At 62.8% G+C, this 16,864-nt stretch carries 18 protein-coding genes; 6 read left to right on the top strand and 12 right to left on the bottom strand.

The window, feature by feature from the left end:
• Positions 1–25 precede the first annotated feature (25 nt).
• Positions 26–1,282, bottom strand: coding sequence for a DNA cytosine methyltransferase (locus ACVWYF_RS03765; RefSeq protein ID WP_457064760.1), 1,257 nt, complete (start codon positions 1,280–1,282; stop codon positions 26–28).
• A 99-nt stretch (positions 1,283–1,381) separates the two neighbouring features.
• Entirely contained in the window at positions 1,382–2,284 is a 903-nt protein-coding gene (locus ACVWYF_RS03770) for a DUF58 domain-containing protein (protein WP_457064762.1), read from the bottom strand.
• 126 nt (positions 2,285–2,410) lie between these two features.
• On the opposite strand from ACVWYF_RS03770, the gene ACVWYF_RS03775 reads away from it, so the two are divergent.
• Positions 2,411–2,833, top strand: a complete 423-nt coding sequence (locus ACVWYF_RS03775; RefSeq protein ID WP_457064764.1) for a DUF4296 domain-containing protein — start codon at positions 2,411–2,413, stop codon at positions 2,831–2,833.
• Here ACVWYF_RS03775 and ACVWYF_RS03780 read toward each other — a convergent pair.
• From ACVWYF_RS03780 to egtB, 6 genes are all read right to left on the bottom strand, one after another.
• Positions 2,830–3,183 carry a tRNA-binding protein gene (locus ACVWYF_RS03780; protein WP_457064766.1) on the bottom strand — a complete coding sequence of 118 codons (354 nt, stop codon included), beginning with the start codon at positions 3,181–3,183 and terminating at the stop codon, positions 2,830–2,832. The genes ACVWYF_RS03775 and ACVWYF_RS03780 overlap by 4 nt on opposite strands.
• Positions 3,184–3,430: 247 nt before the next feature.
• Complete coding sequence (locus tag ACVWYF_RS03785) at positions 3,431–4,009, bottom strand: DUF922 domain-containing protein (RefSeq protein ID WP_457064768.1); 579 nt, start codon at positions 4,007–4,009, stop codon at positions 3,431–3,433.
• Positions 4,010–4,148: 139 nt separating this feature from the next.
• Positions 4,149–5,495 (bottom strand): MATE family efflux transporter, encoded by a 1,347-nt coding sequence (locus ACVWYF_RS03790; protein ID WP_457064770.1) that lies wholly within the window; start codon positions 5,493–5,495, stop codon positions 4,149–4,151.
• A 294-nt stretch (positions 5,496–5,789) separates the two neighbouring features.
• Positions 5,790–6,902, bottom strand: coding sequence for a pyridoxal phosphate-dependent aminotransferase (locus tag ACVWYF_RS03795; protein WP_457064772.1), 1,113 nt, complete (start codon positions 6,900–6,902; stop codon positions 5,790–5,792).
• A gap of 42 nt (positions 6,903–6,944) precedes the next feature.
• Positions 6,945–7,919, bottom strand: coding sequence for an L-histidine N(alpha)-methyltransferase (gene egtD, locus ACVWYF_RS03800; RefSeq protein WP_457064774.1), 975 nt, complete (start codon positions 7,917–7,919; stop codon positions 6,945–6,947).
• A gap of 39 nt (positions 7,920–7,958) precedes the next feature.
• A complete protein-coding gene (gene egtB, locus ACVWYF_RS03805; RefSeq protein ID WP_457064776.1) occupies positions 7,959–9,323 on the bottom strand; it encodes an ergothioneine biosynthesis protein EgtB in 1,365 nt (454 codons plus the stop codon).
• A 274-nt stretch (positions 9,324–9,597) separates the two neighbouring features.
• Between egtB and ACVWYF_RS03810 the strand changes: the two genes are divergently transcribed.
• The 4 genes from ACVWYF_RS03810 (at position 9,598) to ACVWYF_RS03825 (ending at position 12,784) form a co-directional block, all read left to right on the top strand.
• Complete coding sequence (locus ACVWYF_RS03810; protein WP_457064778.1) at positions 9,598–9,861, top strand: KGG domain-containing protein; 264 nt, start codon at positions 9,598–9,600, stop codon at positions 9,859–9,861.
• A gap of 39 nt (positions 9,862–9,900) precedes the next feature.
• A complete protein-coding gene (locus tag ACVWYF_RS03815; protein WP_457064780.1) occupies positions 9,901–10,971 on the top strand; it encodes an o-succinylbenzoate synthase in 1,071 nt (356 codons plus the stop codon).
• A 107-nt stretch (positions 10,972–11,078) separates the two neighbouring features.
• A complete protein-coding gene (locus ACVWYF_RS03820) occupies positions 11,079–12,347 on the top strand; it encodes an aspartyl protease family protein (RefSeq protein ID WP_457064782.1) in 1,269 nt (422 codons plus the stop codon).
• Positions 12,348–12,406: 59 nt separating this feature from the next.
• Positions 12,407–12,784 (top strand): DUF423 domain-containing protein, encoded by a 378-nt coding sequence (locus ACVWYF_RS03825; RefSeq protein WP_457064784.1) that lies wholly within the window; start codon positions 12,407–12,409, stop codon positions 12,782–12,784.
• A 79-nt stretch (positions 12,785–12,863) separates the two neighbouring features.
• On the opposite strand, the gene ACVWYF_RS03830 is transcribed toward ACVWYF_RS03825, so the two are convergent.
• From ACVWYF_RS03830 to ACVWYF_RS03845, 4 genes are all read right to left on the bottom strand, one after another.
• Complete coding sequence (locus tag ACVWYF_RS03830; protein ID WP_457064786.1) at positions 12,864–13,400, bottom strand: DUF1573 domain-containing protein; 537 nt, start codon at positions 13,398–13,400, stop codon at positions 12,864–12,866.
• A gap of 166 nt (positions 13,401–13,566) precedes the next feature.
• Positions 13,567–15,003, bottom strand: coding sequence for an ATP-dependent DNA helicase (locus ACVWYF_RS03835; protein ID WP_457064788.1), 1,437 nt, complete (start codon positions 15,001–15,003; stop codon positions 13,567–13,569).
• Positions 15,004–15,021: 18 nt separating this feature from the next.
• Entirely contained in the window at positions 15,022–15,588 is a 567-nt protein-coding gene (locus ACVWYF_RS03840) for a hypothetical protein (protein WP_457064790.1), read from the bottom strand.
• A gap of 12 nt (positions 15,589–15,600) precedes the next feature.
• Positions 15,601–16,044: a PaaI family thioesterase gene (locus tag ACVWYF_RS03845; protein ID WP_457064792.1), complete on the bottom strand. Its 444-nt coding sequence runs from the start codon at positions 16,042–16,044 to the stop codon at positions 15,601–15,603.
• 70 nt (positions 16,045–16,114) lie between these two features.
• On the opposite strand from ACVWYF_RS03845, the gene ACVWYF_RS03850 reads away from it, so the two are divergent.
• Positions 16,115–16,741 carry a DUF4126 domain-containing protein gene (locus ACVWYF_RS03850; RefSeq protein WP_457064794.1) on the top strand — a complete coding sequence of 209 codons (627 nt, stop codon included), beginning with the start codon at positions 16,115–16,117 and terminating at the stop codon, positions 16,739–16,741.
• Positions 16,742–16,864 lie beyond the last annotated feature (123 nt).

A 16,864-nucleotide genomic window follows, 5' to 3' on the forward strand; every position in this document is an offset into this window, starting at 1 on the left:
TCTGCGACGCGGTTGATTTCTTGGGCTACGTGGTGGCATGCTTGAATACGGGAGTTGGTGTAGCTGCTTGCCGTGGCAATTCTGGACGCGTATTAAATAGCTGTTGCACCCGGTCCGTCACGCTGCGTAAGGCCGGGCTGTAACCGGGAGAGTCAGTAGGCTGGAAGGAAAGGAGCGTGCCCGGACCCATCGCAAAAGGGAGTTGAGCAGGCAGTTGATTTAGTTGGCGGGCTAGTGATTCTGCTATCACCCTAGCAAACTGTGGTGGTACAGCATTCCCAATAAGCTGAATTTGGTCAGCCAGGGCACCTTTGAAAATAAAATCGTCGGGAAAACTCTGGATGCGGGCACATTCGCGGATGGTGAGGTTACGAGGTTCGGTGGGGTGCAAAAATTCGGTTCGTGCCCCACCAGTAATGGTTTTGCTTGGCTCATCAAACCTTAGCCGACGAATACCGGTAGGTGCCCCGCCACGACGCGCCGTTTCTGTGCCATCCTGCACCCGACGGTTTGCTCGGCGGTTGTAGCTGTCGTGGCGTAGCTCGGGCGGGAGGTCGCGCATGGTTTGTCCCTCTTGCAACACGGCCGCTCGGGCCGCGTCAGCTGGGCTAAGCGGCTTCGTGAAGTGTCCTTGTGGGTGGCCGGGAGCTTTCGCGCCGGGAGCGCATAAGCCGGCTAGCGCATCGGCCAGGCTGGGCGTTGGAGGCAGGTTTTTGTGTTTGGCGAATACCCCCGGTGCCCCAAAAGGCCGATGGGTTGGGGCGGGAAATATTGGATTCCAACCCAAGCCTCCAATACCAATTACGCGCTTGCGATGTTGAGGCACACCGTATTCTGCGGCGTTTATTTTGCGCAGGTGAATGTTATAACCTGCGTCAATGAGTGGGGCTAATAAATCAAAAACCCACTCCCCGTTCTCCGCAGTTAAAAAGCCTTCCACATTTTCGAACACAAAGGCTAAAGGTCTGTTCCGAACGATGATGCTAGCGAATTGACTAACCAGCGAGTTTCGCACGTCGCCGACGCGCCGCACACCAGCAGAAGAAAATCCCTGGCAGGGTGGCCCACCGACAATTACATCAGTTTTGGGCAAGTCAATCTCATTTGCCAAGTCAAGCGCTTGGATGTGGTCGCCAAGATTAGCTTGGTACGTTTCTACTGCTGCGGTATAATTATCCACTGCAAAGGAAATCTTAAATCCTGCTTGAGTGAATCCCAGTCCCATGCCACCGGCTCCACAAAAGAGGTCAAGGACTGTTTTGGCTGCTTTTGGTTGTTTCATGCGCTATACAACTCACGCCAATCTGGCCAAGCTACACAAATCTACCGGAATAATCAGCGCCGTGCGCTGTCAAATCATATGTAAATCTCTTCGCCTCCATTACCCATTGCGGCCCGATTGACGACGGTGGCGAAACAGGTTCACCAGCTGCGGCACGAAATCACCCTCCGTGCTTAAGGCCAGGAAGCCGGTGCGGTGGCGGCGGCAGATGTTCACCAACTCGGCCTCCTGGCGCTCGGCCTGGGCTTCCATGCGGTTGCGAAAATCGGGGCTGGAGGTGTTCACCCAGCGCACCTGGCCGGTTTCGGCGTCGCGCAGGGGCACGATGCCCAGGGCCGGGAACGTGCGCTCGCGCGGGGCCTGCAGCTGCACCACAATCAGGTCGTGGCGCTGGGCCAGCATGGTGAGCTCCCGCTCGTAGTTGCCGTCGATGAAGTCCGACACCAGCACCACCAGGCTGCGGCGCTTGAGCAGTCCCAGCGCCTGCCGGATGCCCGCTCCCACCCCCGTACGGGCCGAAACCGGCACCAGCCCAAACAGCCGGCTGATGAGCGCATAAGCCGCCCGTGGCCCCTTGCCGGGCGGCAGGTACAGCTCCTTCTGGTCTGAAAACGCGAACAGGCCTAGCGCCGAACCCTGCCGGGCAGCCGAGAGCGCCAGCAGCCCCGCAATGTCGCGGGCCACGTCGAGCTTGCGGCGCTGGCCGTCGCCCACGTCCAGCGAGCCGCTCACGTCCAGCAGCACCAGCACCTGCTGCTCCTTTTCCTCCTTGTAGGTTTTCACGAACGTGCCGTGGCCCTTGCTGCTCACGTTCCAGTCAATGGCGCGCACTTCGTCGCCGTACTGATAGAGGCGCACGTCGTCAAACTCCAAGCCCGTGCCCTTGAACACGGAGTGGAAATCGCCCTGGAGCTGGGCCTCCACCGCCTTGCGAATGCGGATTTCGAGGTGGCGCAGGCGGCGCACCAGGTCGGTGAGGGCCGAGGGCACGGAGGGGTTCATGGGAGGAGTTAAGGGTTAGGAGTTAAGGGTTAGGAGTTAGGGGTGAAGCAATAAAACTCTTAACTCCTAACTTTTAACTCTTGACTCTTGAATGGCGAAGCTACGGCGCGGGGCTAACTTTGCGGCGTGAAATCATTCCGCCGCTGCTGCCTGGGCCTGGTGCTGGCCCCCCTCCTGCTGGCGCTGCCCGCCTGCCAGCGCCCCGAAGAAGCCCCCATCCCGCTCGACCTAATCCCCCGCGAGCACATGGCCCAGGTGCTGGCCGACCTGCACCAGCTCGAAGCCCAGGTGGAAAACAGCCGCCTCTCGCCCGATTCGGCCCGGGCACTGTTTCTGGCGCAGCAGAAAAACCTGCTCTGGAAGCACGAAGTCTCCGACTCCACCTTCCAGCGCAGCTACCGCTACTACGGCATCCACGGCAAGGATTTGAACGAAATCTACGCCGGCGTCCTCGACACGCTGAATAAGCGGGAAGCCCGGCTCAACCCCGCCACCGCCACCCAGGCCGCCGCCGACCAGTGGGGGCCTGCCCCGGCCAAAACCAACTAAACCAGCCGCTGCCCATTGGGCACCGGGCCGGCCACGGCGGCCAGTATAATGTGTCCGTCGGCATCGGCAAAGCCGGTCACCAAGACTTCGGAGCGGAATTTCCCAATCTGCTTAGGCGGGAAATTGACCACGGCCAGCACCTGCCGGCCCACCAGCTCTGCCGTCGTGTAATGATGGGTTAGTTGAGCGCTGGATTTTTTCAGGCCGATTTCCGGCCCGAAATCAATGAGCAATTGATACGCCGGCCGGCGCGCCTCCGGGAAGGCCCGGGCCTCCCGAATGATGCCCACGCGCAGGTCGACGCGCTCGAATTCGTCCCAGGTAAGGGGGGCGGAAGTTGGAGAATCCATGGTTGGGAATAAATAAGTATTCAAGCAGAAGTAACCATAGCAAAAAGGCGGTCATGCTGAGCTTGTCGAAGCATCTTTACCGCTTCGTCAGGGCCGTTCAATGAAGCGGTAGAGATGCTTCGACAAGCTCAGCATGACGTTCAGATTGAATACGCTTATTTCTGCACGACTACTTAAAAACGTCACGCTTCGGCTGCGCGGACGCCAGATGAGCATGACCGTTCTATATCAAGTAATCACCCCTGCCCTACTCCACCGCAAACGCCTTGAGCTGCTCTAGTTTCAGCTGCGTCTGCTTTTCCCAATACGCTTGCCGCACGGCGTTCAGGCCGTGGCCGGTTTCCGCGTCGTAGCGGTTCTGCTCGTTGTCCCAGGCCGCGTACACGGCTTTGGTCACGTTGTTGAAAGCCGGCTGGAGCTTATTGCAATCGGCCTTGACGGCGAAGGCGGCCAGCTTCTGGCGCATGAGGCGGGCGTAAGCTTCGGTGATATCGAAGTGCAGCTGTTCGTGGCGCAGCAGGGCTTCGGAAGCCAGTTTGGGGTGCTGAAACCACGAGGTATTGGGGTCGAACGCCGCCACCACGGTGGCGCTGAACACGAAGTCGCGGCAGGCCGCGTTGGACTTGATATCGGCCGACGTGAGGGCCGCCAGCCGGTCCGACGGGCCGGGGTGGCCCTGGAAGTCGGCCATCGTGAGACGCCGCGTGGCCGACCACGGGATGGACGGCGCGGGCGCGGGTTTGGTGGCAGGGGCCGGCTGGGGTTTCACGGCCGGGCCTTGCAGCAGCGCAGCCGCCGTCAGGAGCGAAGTCAGAAGAGAAAGCATGGGGCAAAATAAGGAGAAGCGTGCGGCCGGCGCGAACTGCCCGGCCACCACAGCGCGAACCGTAGCGCGAACTTTCCAGTTCGCGTCCCCGCGCCATTCGTTCGGGGGCCGTTCGGGGACGCGAGTTGGAAAGTTCGCGCTACGGCGCGGGCACGTAGCCTGGCGCGGTTTCGCGCCGGAAACGCACGATGAGCACGCCCGCCACGATGGTGAGCCCCAGCAGCAGCCCCGACCACACGCCCGGCGCACCAAAATGCAGCCGGAAACCCAGGAGATACCCTAGCGGCAGCGCCACCGCCCAGTACGCCAGCAGGGCCACCACCGAAGGCACTTTCACATCTTCCAGCCCGCGCAGCGCGCCCAGGCCCATCACCTGCAAGCCGTCGGACACCTGAAACAGGGCCGCGATGAGCAGTAGCGTACCGGCCTGCGCCACCACGGCCGCATCGTGGCTATAGAGCAGCGGGGCCTGGTGCCGCAGGGCAATAAAGAGCGCCGCCATGGTGGCCATAAACCCAAAGCCCAGCACGTAGGCCGCGAAACCAGCCTGCCGCGCCGCTGGCATGTCCCCTTCCCCCATCAGCTTGCCCACTCGGATGGTAGCCGCCGCCGCGATGCCGCTGGCCGCCATGTAGGTTATCGAAGCCAGGTTGATGGCCACCTGATGCGCCGCCAGTGGCACCGCGCCCAGCCAGCCAATCATGATGGCGGCCGTGGCAAACGCGCCCACTTCAAAGGCCATCTGCACGCCGATGGGCGCGCCCAAATCGAACAGGCGGCCCAGCGTGGCCCAGTCGGGCAGCCAGCTATGCACGGCGGCGCGGTACGGGTGCAGGCGCTGGGCCAGCAGCACATACGCGGCCATGAGCCCGGCCATGAGCGTGCGGGCAATGAGCGTGGCCCAGGCCGAGCCCATTAGCCCCATTTGGGGTGCCCCCCAGTGACCAAACACCAGGGCGTAGCACAGGGCGGCGTTCACCACGTTGGCCAGCACCGAAAGCCACATGGCCTGCCGCGTGAGCCCCAGCCCCTCGGCAAATTCACGGAAACCCTGAAAAATCATCAACGGCAAAAACGACCAACTGATGACCCGCACCCAAGGCGCGGCCATGGCTTCCACGGCCGGCGGCTGGCCGAGGTAGTGCATGAGCGGCGGCACCAGCTGGCCCAGCCCGGCCAGGGCCAGCCCGGCCAGCACGCTCAGCCACACAGACGACACCAGGAGGCGGGCCAGGTCGGGCAGGTCGCGGCGGCCATCGGCGGCGGCCACCAGGGGCACGGCCCCCATGCTCAGGCCAATGCCCAGAATCATGATGACGTTGGTGCTGTTCACGCCCAGGCTCACGGCGGCCAGCGGCACGGTGCCCGTGCGCCCCACCAGCACCGAATCGACGAAACTCACCATGATGTGCCCCAATTGCGACAGCACCACCGGGTAGGCCAGCAGCAGCGTAGGCCGCAAATGAGGACGAATATTACTTAGCATAATTCTCTAAAAAAGCCCGGCAAAGGTACGGGCCGCCCGCTCGCAGGGCGTTAAATCGAAGTTGCAGGCATGTTAAATGAAGTTGCAGGCATGTAAAGTCAGCTCGCAGCCCTTTGAAGCGAAGTCGCAGGCATGTAAAGTCAACTCGCAACCATGTAAACCGAGCTCGCAGCCATGTAAATTGAACTCGCAGGCCGTTGAAACGAACTCGCAAGCCCGGTGTAGCGATGCATCCTTGCGTCTCGTCGTTGTTTAGGGGCTGCGCAGTTGGTGCCGTTCAACGACGAGACGCAATTATGCGTCGCTACCCCCCACCGTGGCCGTGATAATGGCCAGTGCCGACCGCAAATCAGCTTCGGCCACGGCGTAGGACAGGCGCAGGAAGCCGGGCGCGCCGCAGGTGGCTCCGTCCACCACTTCCACGCCGGCTTCGGCCAGCCGCTGCACCAGCGCGGCCGAGGCCTCCACCGCTGGCAAACCGGGCGCGAGGAAGCGGGTGAAATCGGCAAAAATGTAGTAAGTGCCTTCGGGTGCCACCACGGCGGGCGCGCCGGGCAGGGCCGCCAAGCCATCGAGCAGCAGCTGCCGGGTGGGCCGCAATTGCGCGCACAACGCCGCCCCAATGGCTTCGGCGTGCTGCGTGGCGGCCAGCGCGGCCCGCTGAGCAGGAACGGGCACGGCCACCCCGGTACTAAACAGCCGCGCCGCCACGGCCCGCGCCAGCGCGGGCGGGGCCACCAGGCAGCCCACGCCCCAGCCCGCCAGCGCCAGCGACTTCGAGAAGCCGCTCACCACCATATGCCGCTCGTGCGGGCCCGGCTGGGCCAGCAGCGTGGGCACCGGCTCCGGCCCGAAGCGGATGCCTTCGTAAATCTCGTCGCTGAGCACCCACAGGTCCGGGAATTCATTCGTCACGGCCAGCAGCGCCGCCCACTCGCGCCGTGAATACACGCGGCCCGTGGGGTTGTTGGGGTTGCTGAGAATGAGCAGCCGCGTGGCCGGCGTGAGGGCCGCCCGCAGCATTTCGGGGGTGAAGGCGTAATCATCGGCGGCACGAAGCGGCAGCGGGCGCAGGATACCGCCGGCCCGCCGCACCAGTTCGTGAAAGCCGAACCAGTTGGGCGTGGGCAGCAGCACGTCATCATCGGGCCGCAGCATTTCGCTGAGCAGGGCAAACAAGCCGGTTTTGGCTCCGGCCGTCACCAGCACCTGCTCGGCCGTGACGCCGGTAGCACCGCGCTGGCGGTAGCGGTGGGCCAGGGCTTCGCGCAATTCGGGCAGGCCGGCGGCGGGGCTTACGGGCAGCGGCTGGCCGTGCTGCCGGGCAGGGCGCAGGGCTTCGTCGGCAGCAGCCAGGGCTACTGCGGGTACCGTAAAACTTCCGTAGCCGGAGGCAAGGCTGAGCATAAAATGAGTCAGGAATGATGTAGTGCGAACCGGTGGTTCGCACTACTGAGCGGCCAGTACTACATCGGCAAAATCGGTGGCTGGGTCGGTGAAATATTCCACCACCTGCAGGCCGGCTTCGGTGGCCAGGGCTTCAATCTGGGGCAGGGTGAATTTGAAGGAGTTTTCGGTGTGAATAACCTCCCAGGCCGCGAAATCGAAGGTTTCATCGAGGGCCGCCACCCGTACTCGCTGGGCGCGGGTACTCACAAGGAACGAGCGAACGGCTCCGTTCAGGGGGCTATAGTCGGTGTAGTGCTGCCAGTGGGCGAGGTCGAAATCAGCCCCCAGCTCGCGGTTGAGGCGGGTGAGCAGGTTGAGGTTGAAGGCGGCCGTCACGCCCTGGGCATCGTCGTAGGCCGCCCGGATGCGGCGCGGGTCCTTCTGCAAATCGAAGCCAATGAGCAGGCGGTCGGCCGGGGCCAGGGGCGCGGCCAGCTGGCGCAGGAAATCGAGCCGTTCGGCCGGGCCGAAATTGCCAATGTTCGAGCCCAGAAACAGCACCGCCTTGCTGCCCGGCCGGGTGCGCAGCTGGGTGAGGGCCGTGGCGTAGTTCTCTACCACGGGGGCCACGTTCAGCGCCGGCAATTCCCGCTTGAGGGCAGCCACCAGCCCCGTCATGGCCCCCGCCGAAATATCCACCGGGGCATAGGTGAACGGGGTGCCGGCGGCCAGCAGCTCGCGCAGCAGCAGCTTGGTTTTGGCCCCGTCGCCGGCCCCCAGCTCCACCAGCGCAAAGTCGCCGCCGCCGGCCGGGCTCAGGGCCGCCGCAATGGCCGCGCCATGCTCCCGGAAGATGGCAAATTCGGCCCGCGTGGGATAATACTCGGGCAAATCCATGATTTGCTGAAACAGGCGGCTGCCCGCATCGTCGTAGAAATACATCGACGACAAGGCCTTGGGCACACGCTGCAAGCCCTGGGCTACGTGCTGGGCCAGCTCGGTTGCGGTGGGGCTCAGGATAGAAGAAATGGGCATAGGGGGAATTGAAGAAACAAAAGAATGGGCCACGGTCACCTAGCGGGCCAGGCGAATGCCCGTGAACTGCCAGCGCTTGTCGGCGTGGAAAAAGTTACGGTAGCTGAGGCGAATGTGGTTTTCGGGCGTGGCGCAGGAGCCACCGCGCAACACCAGTTGGTTCACCATGAACTTGCCGTTGTATTCGCCCAGCGCGCCAGCGGCACGGGCGTAGCCGGGGTAGGCATGGTAGGCCGAGTAGGTCCACTCCCAGCAGTCGCCCAGCAGCTGGTGGCACTGCGTAGGGTCGGCATCGGCGGGCAGGGGCTGCGGGTCGAAGAGGTTGCTTTCAAGCCAGGTGCCGGCATCGGTGGTGGCCCCAAAATGGCGGGCGGCCGTCTCCCATTCGGCCTCGGTGGGCAGGCGCGCCCCGGCCCAGTTGGCATAGGCATCGGCCTCGTAAAAGCTGATGTGGGTGACCGGCGCTTCGGGCCGCACCGCCTGCAGGCTGTGGTGCGTGAAGCGGTGCCAGCCATCGGCGTGCCGCACCCAGTAGAGGGGCGCTTCCCAGCCCTGGGCCTGCGCCAGGTCCCAGCCCTCGCCCATCCAATAGCGGAAATCGCGGTAGCCGCCGGCCTCCATGAATGCCTGAAATTCGGCATTGGTCACCAGCCGGTTCTGCAGCTCAAAGGGGGCCAGCAGCACGTCGTGCGCCGCCAGCTCGTTATCAAAGCAAAAGCCATTTTCCTGAAAGCCAATCCGATGCACGCCGCCGGGCACGGGCAGCCAGGACGCTTCTTTTGAGTGAAGAGTGAAGGGTGAAGAGTTAGGAGTTGGGGCAATGGCATCGACCGAATCAACTCCTAACTCTTCACTCTTCACTCTTAACTCAGCTAACTCCTCGCCGATATAAGCCGGGGCCAGCGGGCTGGTGCTGAGGATGTATTTGATGTCAGTGGCCAGCAATTCCTGGTGCTGCTGCTCGTGCTGGAGGCCCAGCTCCAGCAGCTCAAAGAAGACCGGGGGCAGGTCGCGCCGCCCGGTGAGGAGCTGGGCAAAAGCGGCATCGACGTGGGCGCGGTAGGCCAGCACGTCGGCCAGAGCCGGGCGCGAGAGCGTGCCCCGGTCGGCCCGGTTCACCCGCGAGCCCAGCGAGTTGTAGTAGGAATTGAACAGGTATGCGTACTCCGGGTGGAACAACTGGTAGCCGGGCGCGTACTCCGTTAGCAGGAAGGTTTCCCAGAACCAGGTGGTGTGGGCCAGGTGCCATTTGGGCGGGCTCACGTCGAGCATGGGCTGCACCACGGTGTCTTCGGGCAGCAGGGGGGCGCACAGGGCCTGGCTTTGAGCGCGCACGGCACGGTAGCGGGCCAGCCAGGCCGGGGCCACGCGGGGGGCGGCTGGTGAAACGTGGGCTTGGTTCATAGCAAAATAGCCGTGGAAATAGTCGGGGCTGTATCACTAACCGGATTAGCAGTTCGGAGGTTGTGCCGAAACTCAAAAATCCCGGGCGCGTGAAAGCCGGGTTTGCAGGAATTAATTACACAGAAGTAGCGAAAACTACGTAGAAGCTCCTCGGTAAAAAGCGGTATTTATTCACCGTTTCAGCAATAAAAATAACTTATACTGCCAAGATTGGTAATAATGTGACCCAACCATCCTACCATTGCATCACACAAAACCATCTTTCCTTATTCATATGAAAACTGCTGCCCTTTCCGTCGAGTTATCCGTTGCCCCAGCGCTAAAAGCCATCCCCCGCCCTGCTAATCGCGTGGGCACCAAAAGCCGCCGCGGCTTCGCCGCCATGAGCCCCGAAACCCAGCGCCGCATTGCCAGCGAAGGCGGCAAGGCCTCGCACGCCAGTGGCCGGGGCCACCGCTTCTCGGCCGATGAGGCCCGCGATGCCGGCCGCAAGGGTGGCCTCGTAAGCCGCCGCGGCAAAAGCGCCCAGGCCGACTAGCGCGAACCACTAACGGGGCCGGGCGCGCATCTTTGCGCCATGCTTCATCTTCGCTTTTCGCAGCGCGCGCTGCACTTCAACTTTTCGGCCCGTACCTCACGGGGAGCCCTGGCCGAGCACGTCGCCTGGTACCTGCATCTGGCCGACGACGCTTTTCCCGCCGTGGAGGGCATTGGCGAAGCCGCTCCCCTGGCGGGCCTCAGCTCTGATTACGGCCCCGGGTTTCCCCAGGCCGTTGCCGATTTATGCCAACGCTTCAGCGCCAGCGCATTGACTGCTTTCACAGCGGCCGATGCGCCGGCGTTTGTGGGTCTGGGACTTCCGGCCCTCACGTTTGCCCTCGAAACCGCCGCGCTCGACCTGGCGCGGGGCGGCCGGCATCAGCTTTATGCCAACGCTTTCAGCCGGGGCGAGGCGGCTTTGCCCATCAACGGCCTGGTGTGGATGGGCGACGCGGCTTTTATGCGGGAGCAAATCCAACAGAAGCTGGCGGCGGGCTACTCCTGCCTGAAACTCAAAATCGGTGGGCTGGACTTTACCACCGAGCTGGGCCTGCTGGCCGAAATAAGGGCCGTAGCGCCGCCCAAGCAGCTCACGCTGCGCGTGGATGCCAACGGGGCCTTTGCGCCGGCCGAAGCGTCGGCCAGGCTGGCCCAGTTGGCGGCGTTCGACATTCATTCCATCGAACAGCCCATTGCGGCGGGCCAGTTGGCAGCGCTGGCGGACCTGTGCCGCACCTCTCCCATTCCCATTGCCCTCGATGAGGAACTGATTGGCGTGACCAACCCAGCCCAGCAAGCTGCCCTCCTCGACGAGGTGCGCCCGGCCTACATCGTGCTCAAGCCCACGCTGCTGGGCGGCCATGCCGCCACCCGCCACTGGATTGCGCTGGCCGAGGCGCGCGGCATCGGCTGGTGGATTACTTCGGCCCTGGAGTCGAATGTGGGTTTGAACGCCGTGGCCCAGCTCACGGGCGAGTACGACGTACGCGGCTTTGCCCAGGGCCTGGGTACGGGCCAGCTGTACCACAACAACTTAGCTGCGCCGCTGCATATCAGCGGCGGGGCGTTGCGCTACGCGCCTGAGGGGGCATGGGAGGCTCCCGGGTAGGCGCGCACGAGCGGGCGAGGCACCGGGCCGGGCCGGCATTTGCACCCTAAGTAAATAATGGCGTGTCTTTTCGCTTTATTTACCGGTCTGCTCGAATTGTCCCGGTTATGCGTAGCCCGCGCTTGGTGTATTTGCTGGTTGCCGGGGTCCTTTGCGGGGGGCTGCGGGCACCCGTTTGCGCCCAGGCCGTGACGCTGCCGCCCGGCCCTTTCGGCTTCACCCGCGCCAACGACCATCAGACCACCCTGAATTTCCAGGTGCAGCGCAACCTGCTGGTGGTGAAGCTGCGCCTGAACGGGGCCGGGCCCTTCAATTTCCTGCTCGATTCGGGCGTGGGCACGTCCATCATCACCGCGCCGCAGCTGGCCGACTCGCTGCGCCTGCACCGGGGGCAGTATTTCCGGGTAATTGGCATGGGGGGCACCGATACCGGCCTGCTCGCCTACCAAACCGACAGCGTGCGCGTGGAGCTACCGGGCGCGGTGGCCCCCCGCATGAGCTGGCTGGTGATGTCGCAGGACGTGCTCAATCTTTCGGGCTACGTGGGCATCCCCATCAGTGGCATTCTGGGTTCCGAGCTGTTTCGCAGCTTCGTGGTGGCCGTGCATTCGGAAACGTTCAAGCTGGTGCTCACCGACCCGGCCACCTACCGCCCGCCCGGCGGCAAGCGCTGGTCGAGCCTGCCGCTTTCGCTGGAAAACAACAAGGCCTATTTCACCGCGCCCGTGCAGCTCAACGACTCGCTCACGATGCCGCTCAAGCTGGTGCTCGATACCGGGGCCAGCCATGCCCTGTCGCTGGAGCTGGACTCGGACCCGCGCATGGCAGCCCCCGCCCACCGCCTGCCGGCCGACCTGGGCCGGGGGCTTTCGGGCACGGTGCGGGGCTTTTTGGGGCGGGTGCCCATCCTGCACCTGGGCCGCTACACCATGCGCTCGGTCCTCACTTCCTTCCCCGATGCCGAAGACGTGCATCGGCGCATCGACGTGCCGCGCAATGGCAACATCGGCTACGAGTTGCTGAAACGGTTTTCGCTGGTCATCGACTACCCGCACCGCCGGCTGCTGCTCCGCCCCAACACCAAATTCCGGGAGCCGTTTGAGCACGACATGTCCGGTATTGACCTGCTGGCGACCGGCGAGGACTACCACCGGTTTCTGATACTGCGCGTCATGCCCGGCTCGCCGGCCGCCACCGCCGGCATCGAAGAAGAAGAAGAGTTGCTCAGCATCAATTTTTTACCGGTCAGCACGTTCTCGCTCACGCAGCTCGACCGCATGCTGCATTCCGAAGATGGCCGCGTGCTGCTGCTGCTGCTGCGCCGGCCCGATGGCAACCTCCACACCGCCACCCTGCGCCTCAAACGGCAAATCTGACGCCGGGCTTGCGGGCCAGCGGGCTACCTTCGTGCTTCCATTCTCCTCTATTTTTCTTTATGACAGCTCGACTTTTGATTCAGCTGGCCGCGATTTTTGGCGGCCTGGGCGTGGCCATCGGGGCCTTCGGGGCGCACGCCCTGCACGATATGCTGGTGAAGGCCGGCCGCGCCGACACCTTTGAAACCGCCGTGCGCTACCAGTTTTACCACGCCCTGGCGGCCCTGGCCGTGGGCGTACTCTGGGCCAGCCGCCCCGAGCTGCGTAGCCTGGGCACCACGGGTGCGCTCTGGCTGGGCGGTATCGTAGTTTTCAGCGGCTCGCTCTACGCGCTGTGCTTCACGGGTGTGACCAAGCTGGGCGCGGTGGCGCCCATTGGCGGGCTGCTGTTTTTGGCTGGCTGGGTGAGCCTGGCGCTGGCCGTGCGCGAGCTGTAGATTTTTAGCCAAGACGAAAAAAAAGGCCGTCTGCTTTCGCAGGCGGCCTTTTTTATGGGGCTTCGGTTTCAGCGAAAGCTTATTTCACTTTAGCTTTGAGCTTGGTGTCACCCATTTTCTCCTTCACTTTCTTGCCGTTGTCTTTCACGGTCGTCATGGGCGTGGTGTCGGTCATGGTCATGCCGGGGGCGGCGTTGGCAGCGGCCGTGTTGGCCTCTTTCACTTCGCCAACCAGCGAAACGGTGGTGCTGCCAGCGGTAGCGTTCGACTCAATGGTCAGCACTTTGTTCTGCATGCCCATTTTGCCGGCCGAGTTGAAGTGGGCGGCGATGGTACCGGTTTTGCCGGGCGCAATCGGGGCTTTGGTCCACTCCGGTGTGGTGCAGCCGCAGCTCACGCCAATGTTGGAGATGACGAGGGGAGCCGTGCCGGTGTTCTTGAACTTGAACGTGTGGTCGACGGTACCGCCCTGTACCACGGAACCGAAGTCGTACTTCACTTCTTCAAACACGATAGCGGGGCCGGCCGTAGTGGCGGCTTTGGCAGCCGGGGCCTGGGCCTGGGCGGAGTAGGCGGCAGCGGTCAGGCTCAGGGCGAGAAGCAGGGTTTTTTTCATAAAAATCAGAAGGGGATGAAACGTTGATGAGCTGAGGGATGAACAAATTTAGTGCTTTCGGGCGCACTCGCAAATTTCTGACCAAACTAGCCGGCCACACCTGAAGAAACGGTGAAGCCAACTAAACGAAGACGTTCGCCAGAAAATTCCGCTGCGCCGCAACCACTTAGTCTTCTTCCACCGGGTCGCTTATCAGCTTCTGCTGAAAGTTGAGCAGAAACAGCCGCTCCGAGGCCCGCGTGATGGCCGTGTAGAGCCAGCGCGCAAACTCGCCCGCCAGCGGCTCGTCGGGCTTCAGAAAGCCGTGGTCCACGAACACGGCCTGCCACTGCCCGCCCTGAGCCTTGTGGCACGTCAGGGCGTAAGCGAATTTGATTTGCAGGGCGTTGAGGTAGGGGTCTTTGCGCATTTCCTTGTAGCGCTCGGATTTGGTTTTGAGGTGGGCATAATCCTCACTCACGGCCATGTATAAGGCATTGTTGCGGTCCGAAGGCAGGGCCGGGCTTTCGGTGTGCAGCGTGTCAAGCAGCAGCTTGACTTCGATTTCGGGCTCATCGGGATAATCCACCAGCCGCACCTGGGCTTGGGCGAAATGGAAGCCGTACATCTCCTCGCGCCGCACCACTTTCGTGATTTGCAGGAAGTCGCCGTTGGCCAGGAAGCCAATTTCGGAGTCCTTGGGCAGCCAGTAGTAGTTGTTGCGCACCACCATGAGGTAGTCGCCACCCTCAATCTCCTCCTCGGCATCGAACAACGCCCGCCGGATGAGCTGGTTATACTGGTTGGCGTTGCGGTTGGAGCGGCAGATGATGGTGGTATTTTCGTGACCGTACTGGCGGTAGGCCCAGCGCAGGCCGTCCTCCAGCTTGTCGCCGCCCATCTTGAAAATATCCCGGAAGCCCTTGGTGTGCAGTTGGATATTGGGCGCTTGCTCCCGCAGCTCCTCGCGCAACTCCGTCGCATTCACCAGAATGCCCGACTGCTGGGCCTGGCGCATCACCTGGCGCAGCTCCACGCTGCCCACGTCGGCGCGGAAGCGGTGGGCCAGCAGCTCCGGGTCGAGGGCCGGGCTCAGGAACTGGCCCACCGGCGGCAGCTGCGCCGTATCGCCGATGACGAGGAGCTTGTTGCTGGTTTTCTCGAATACGAAGCCCATCAAGTCATCCAGCAACCCGTTCTCACCGAAGGCTTTCTCGTCCGAAATCATCGAGGCTTCGTCCACGATATAGAGCGTTTGCTCGGCGCGGTTGGGCTGGCGCTGGAAGTTGAGCCGCTCGGAGGGCGAGCCGCTGGTTTGGCGGTAAATCTTTTTGTGAATGGTGCTGGCGGCCACGCCCGCGTAGCCGGCCATCACCTTCGCCGCCCGGCCCGTAGGAGCCATCAGGGTGTATTTGCGCTGCATTTTGTGCAGCCACTGCACCAGGGCGCTCACCACGGTGGTTTTGCCGGTGCCCGCGTAGCCGCGCAGCACAAACACCTTACGGCCCGGCAGCTGGTCGCGCAAAAACGCATCAAGCTGCGTGAAGAGCAGGGCCTGGTCGTCGGTGGGCTCGTAAGGAAAGTAGTCGCGGACGGAGGGCGTGCGGAGGGAGAGTAATGACACAGTTATTCGGAAAAATAATTATCGGCTATCACTGGGTTGCGGCAAGTTTTTAGCGTCTCGTTGCCAATAGGTGCTTTGCTGCCATAACCCAAGGCCTTGCGTCAGGATATGGCGCAAGGTCTGTAGTTGCTCTGGTTGCCATTGCATCGGGCCATATATGCGCCAGGGCACTGCAATTTCCGAGCTGAGGTATGGACCACTTTGAGCATAAAGCAGGTCAAAAACCAGGTCACGCTCCGGGTTGTGCTCATTGCCTACAAATAGCTTTTGAACGCCCGCACTCAAATCATCGAACAGATTCCAGACACTCAAACATTCCTCAGCTGGCTGTTCAGTGCCATTGGTCAACCACGCAACGACAGCATCAAGATTAGTTGGCGAGGTTTCCTGATTCTGCAACTGCTTTCCTAGACCGAGCACAAAGGAACCCAGGTGCTGACAGGTCTCGAAAATAGGCACTTTATTTTGGGCATCAGTCCACAGTGATTCTCTTTCCGGTTCCGGTCGTTCCAGCCACAGAAGAAACCCCTCGCTTTGCTGCCAGCGCACACGATATGGATAATACTTGTTGACTACATTTTGCATTACTTAAATCGTTTACCGCGGCTCAATCACCGCCATCGTGGCGCTGGCTTTGGCAATCATCAGGTCATCGCACCACACCTCGGCCTCGCAGAAGTGCAGGCGGCGGCCGGGTTTCAGCACCCAGCCAATGGCGCGGAGCCGGCGGCCCACGCCGGGGTGCAGGTAGGAGATTTTCAAATCGGAGGTGACCACGCCCACGCCCTCGGGCACCAGCGTTACGGCCGCGAAGCCGGCCACCAAATCGGCCAGCGTGGCAATGAGGCCACCGTGCGCGAAGCCGTGCTGCTGCAAGTGCTGGCCGGCCAAAGTAAGCTCGGCCTCGACACGGCCGGGGGTGATAACCGTCAGGTCGGCCCCGATGAGGTGCATAAAGCCCTGGCCCAGCAGCTTGCGGCGGATGCGGATTTCGAGGTCGGTGGTAGTAGCGGAAACGGGAGCGTGGTTTTCTGAAGCCATGGGCCAAAGGTACTGGCTTGCGCCCCGCGCCCGTATCTTTCGGCGGCACAATTCAGCTTTCGCAATGGTGATGGAACCGGTCCCGGCAATGCAGTTTCTGGTAGCGGGCGCGCTGGGCCTGGGGCTGGCGGCGTGCAGCGGCTTCCGGGTATTTGTGCCGTTGCTAGCGGCCAGCATTGCCTACCACACCGGCTACCTGGCCCCGGCGGCCGGCTTTGCCTGGTTGGGCACCTGGGCGGCGCTGCTCACGTTGGCCACGGCCACGGTGGTGGAGGTGGCAGGCTACTACATCCCCGTGGTCGACCACCTGCTGGACACGCTGACCACGCCGGCCTCCTTCGTGGCGGGCACTATTCTCATGACCTCGGCCCTTCCCCACCTCGACCCCACCCTGCGCTGGACGCTTGGCATTCTGGTGGGTGGCGGCACGGCCGGCCTGGTGCAAACCGGCACCGCGTTGTTGCGGGGCGCGGCCACCGCCACCACCGGCGGCCTGGCCAACCCCGTGCTGGCCACCGCCGAAAACACGCTGGCCGTGGGCGGGGTGACCATCACGCTGCTGCTGCCGCTGGTAGCGGGGGGGCTGGTGCTGCTACTGCTGGTGTACATTCTAACGCGGCTGCGGCGCTGGCGAATGCGGCGGCGTACGGCCGCCGCATCCCGACTGGAGCTTAACCGGCAGCCGGCGGACTCGTAAGCTACTCGACCACAATTTCTTGTCGTGCGCCAGGTATTATCGATGAAACAATGGCGTTTTACGGGCGTTAGCCGTACAATGCTGCTGCCAAACCGCCCGACAGCTTTTTTCCCTTACCGCCCC

Source organism: Hymenobacter sp. UYAg731 (assembly GCF_054061335.1).

Excerpts from the sequence above, each read along its gene's own strand:
- egtB (WP_457064776.1), bottom strand. The coding sequence starts at position 9,323 with ATGAACCAAGCCCACGTTTCACCAGCCGCCCCCCGCGTGGCCCCGGCC.
- ACVWYF_RS03820 (WP_457064782.1), top strand. The coding sequence starts at position 11,079 with ATGCGTAGCCCGCGCTTGGTGTATTTGCTGGTTGCCGGGGTCCTTTGC.
- ACVWYF_RS03845 (WP_457064792.1), bottom strand. The coding sequence starts at position 16,044 with ATGGCTTCAGAAAACCACGCTCCCGTTTCCGCTACTACCACCGACCTC.
- ACVWYF_RS03840 (WP_457064790.1), bottom strand. The coding sequence starts at position 15,588 with ATGCAAAATGTAGTCAACAAGTATTATCCATATCGTGTGCGCTGGCAG.
- ACVWYF_RS03795 (WP_457064772.1), bottom strand. The coding sequence starts at position 6,902 with ATGCTCAGCCTTGCCTCCGGCTACGGAAGTTTTACGGTACCCGCAGTA.
- ACVWYF_RS03830 (WP_457064786.1), bottom strand. The coding sequence starts at position 13,400 with ATGAAAAAAACCCTGCTTCTCGCCCTGAGCCTGACCGCTGCCGCCTAC.
- ACVWYF_RS03850 (WP_457064794.1), top strand. The coding sequence starts at position 16,115 with ATGGAACCGGTCCCGGCAATGCAGTTTCTGGTAGCGGGCGCGCTGGGC.
- ACVWYF_RS03815 (WP_457064780.1), top strand. The coding sequence starts at position 9,901 with ATGCTTCATCTTCGCTTTTCGCAGCGCGCGCTGCACTTCAACTTTTCG.
- ACVWYF_RS03825 (WP_457064784.1), top strand. The coding sequence starts at position 12,407 with ATGACAGCTCGACTTTTGATTCAGCTGGCCGCGATTTTTGGCGGCCTG.
- ACVWYF_RS03785 (WP_457064768.1), bottom strand. The coding sequence starts at position 4,009 with ATGCTTTCTCTTCTGACTTCGCTCCTGACGGCGGCTGCGCTGCTGCAA.
- ACVWYF_RS03765 (WP_457064760.1), bottom strand. The coding sequence starts at position 1,282 with ATGAAACAACCAAAAGCAGCCAAAACAGTCCTTGACCTCTTTTGTGGA.
- ACVWYF_RS03810 (WP_457064778.1), top strand. The coding sequence starts at position 9,598 with ATGAAAACTGCTGCCCTTTCCGTCGAGTTATCCGTTGCCCCAGCGCTA.
- ACVWYF_RS03790 (WP_457064770.1), bottom strand. The coding sequence starts at position 5,495 with ATGCTAAGTAATATTCGTCCTCATTTGCGGCCTACGCTGCTGCTGGCC.
- egtD (WP_457064774.1), bottom strand. The coding sequence starts at position 7,919 with ATGCCCATTTCTTCTATCCTGAGCCCCACCGCAACCGAGCTGGCCCAG.
- ACVWYF_RS03780 (WP_457064766.1), bottom strand. The coding sequence starts at position 3,183 with ATGGATTCTCCAACTTCCGCCCCCCTTACCTGGGACGAATTCGAGCGC.
- ACVWYF_RS03770 (WP_457064762.1), bottom strand. The coding sequence starts at position 2,284 with ATGAACCCCTCCGTGCCCTCGGCCCTCACCGACCTGGTGCGCCGCCTG.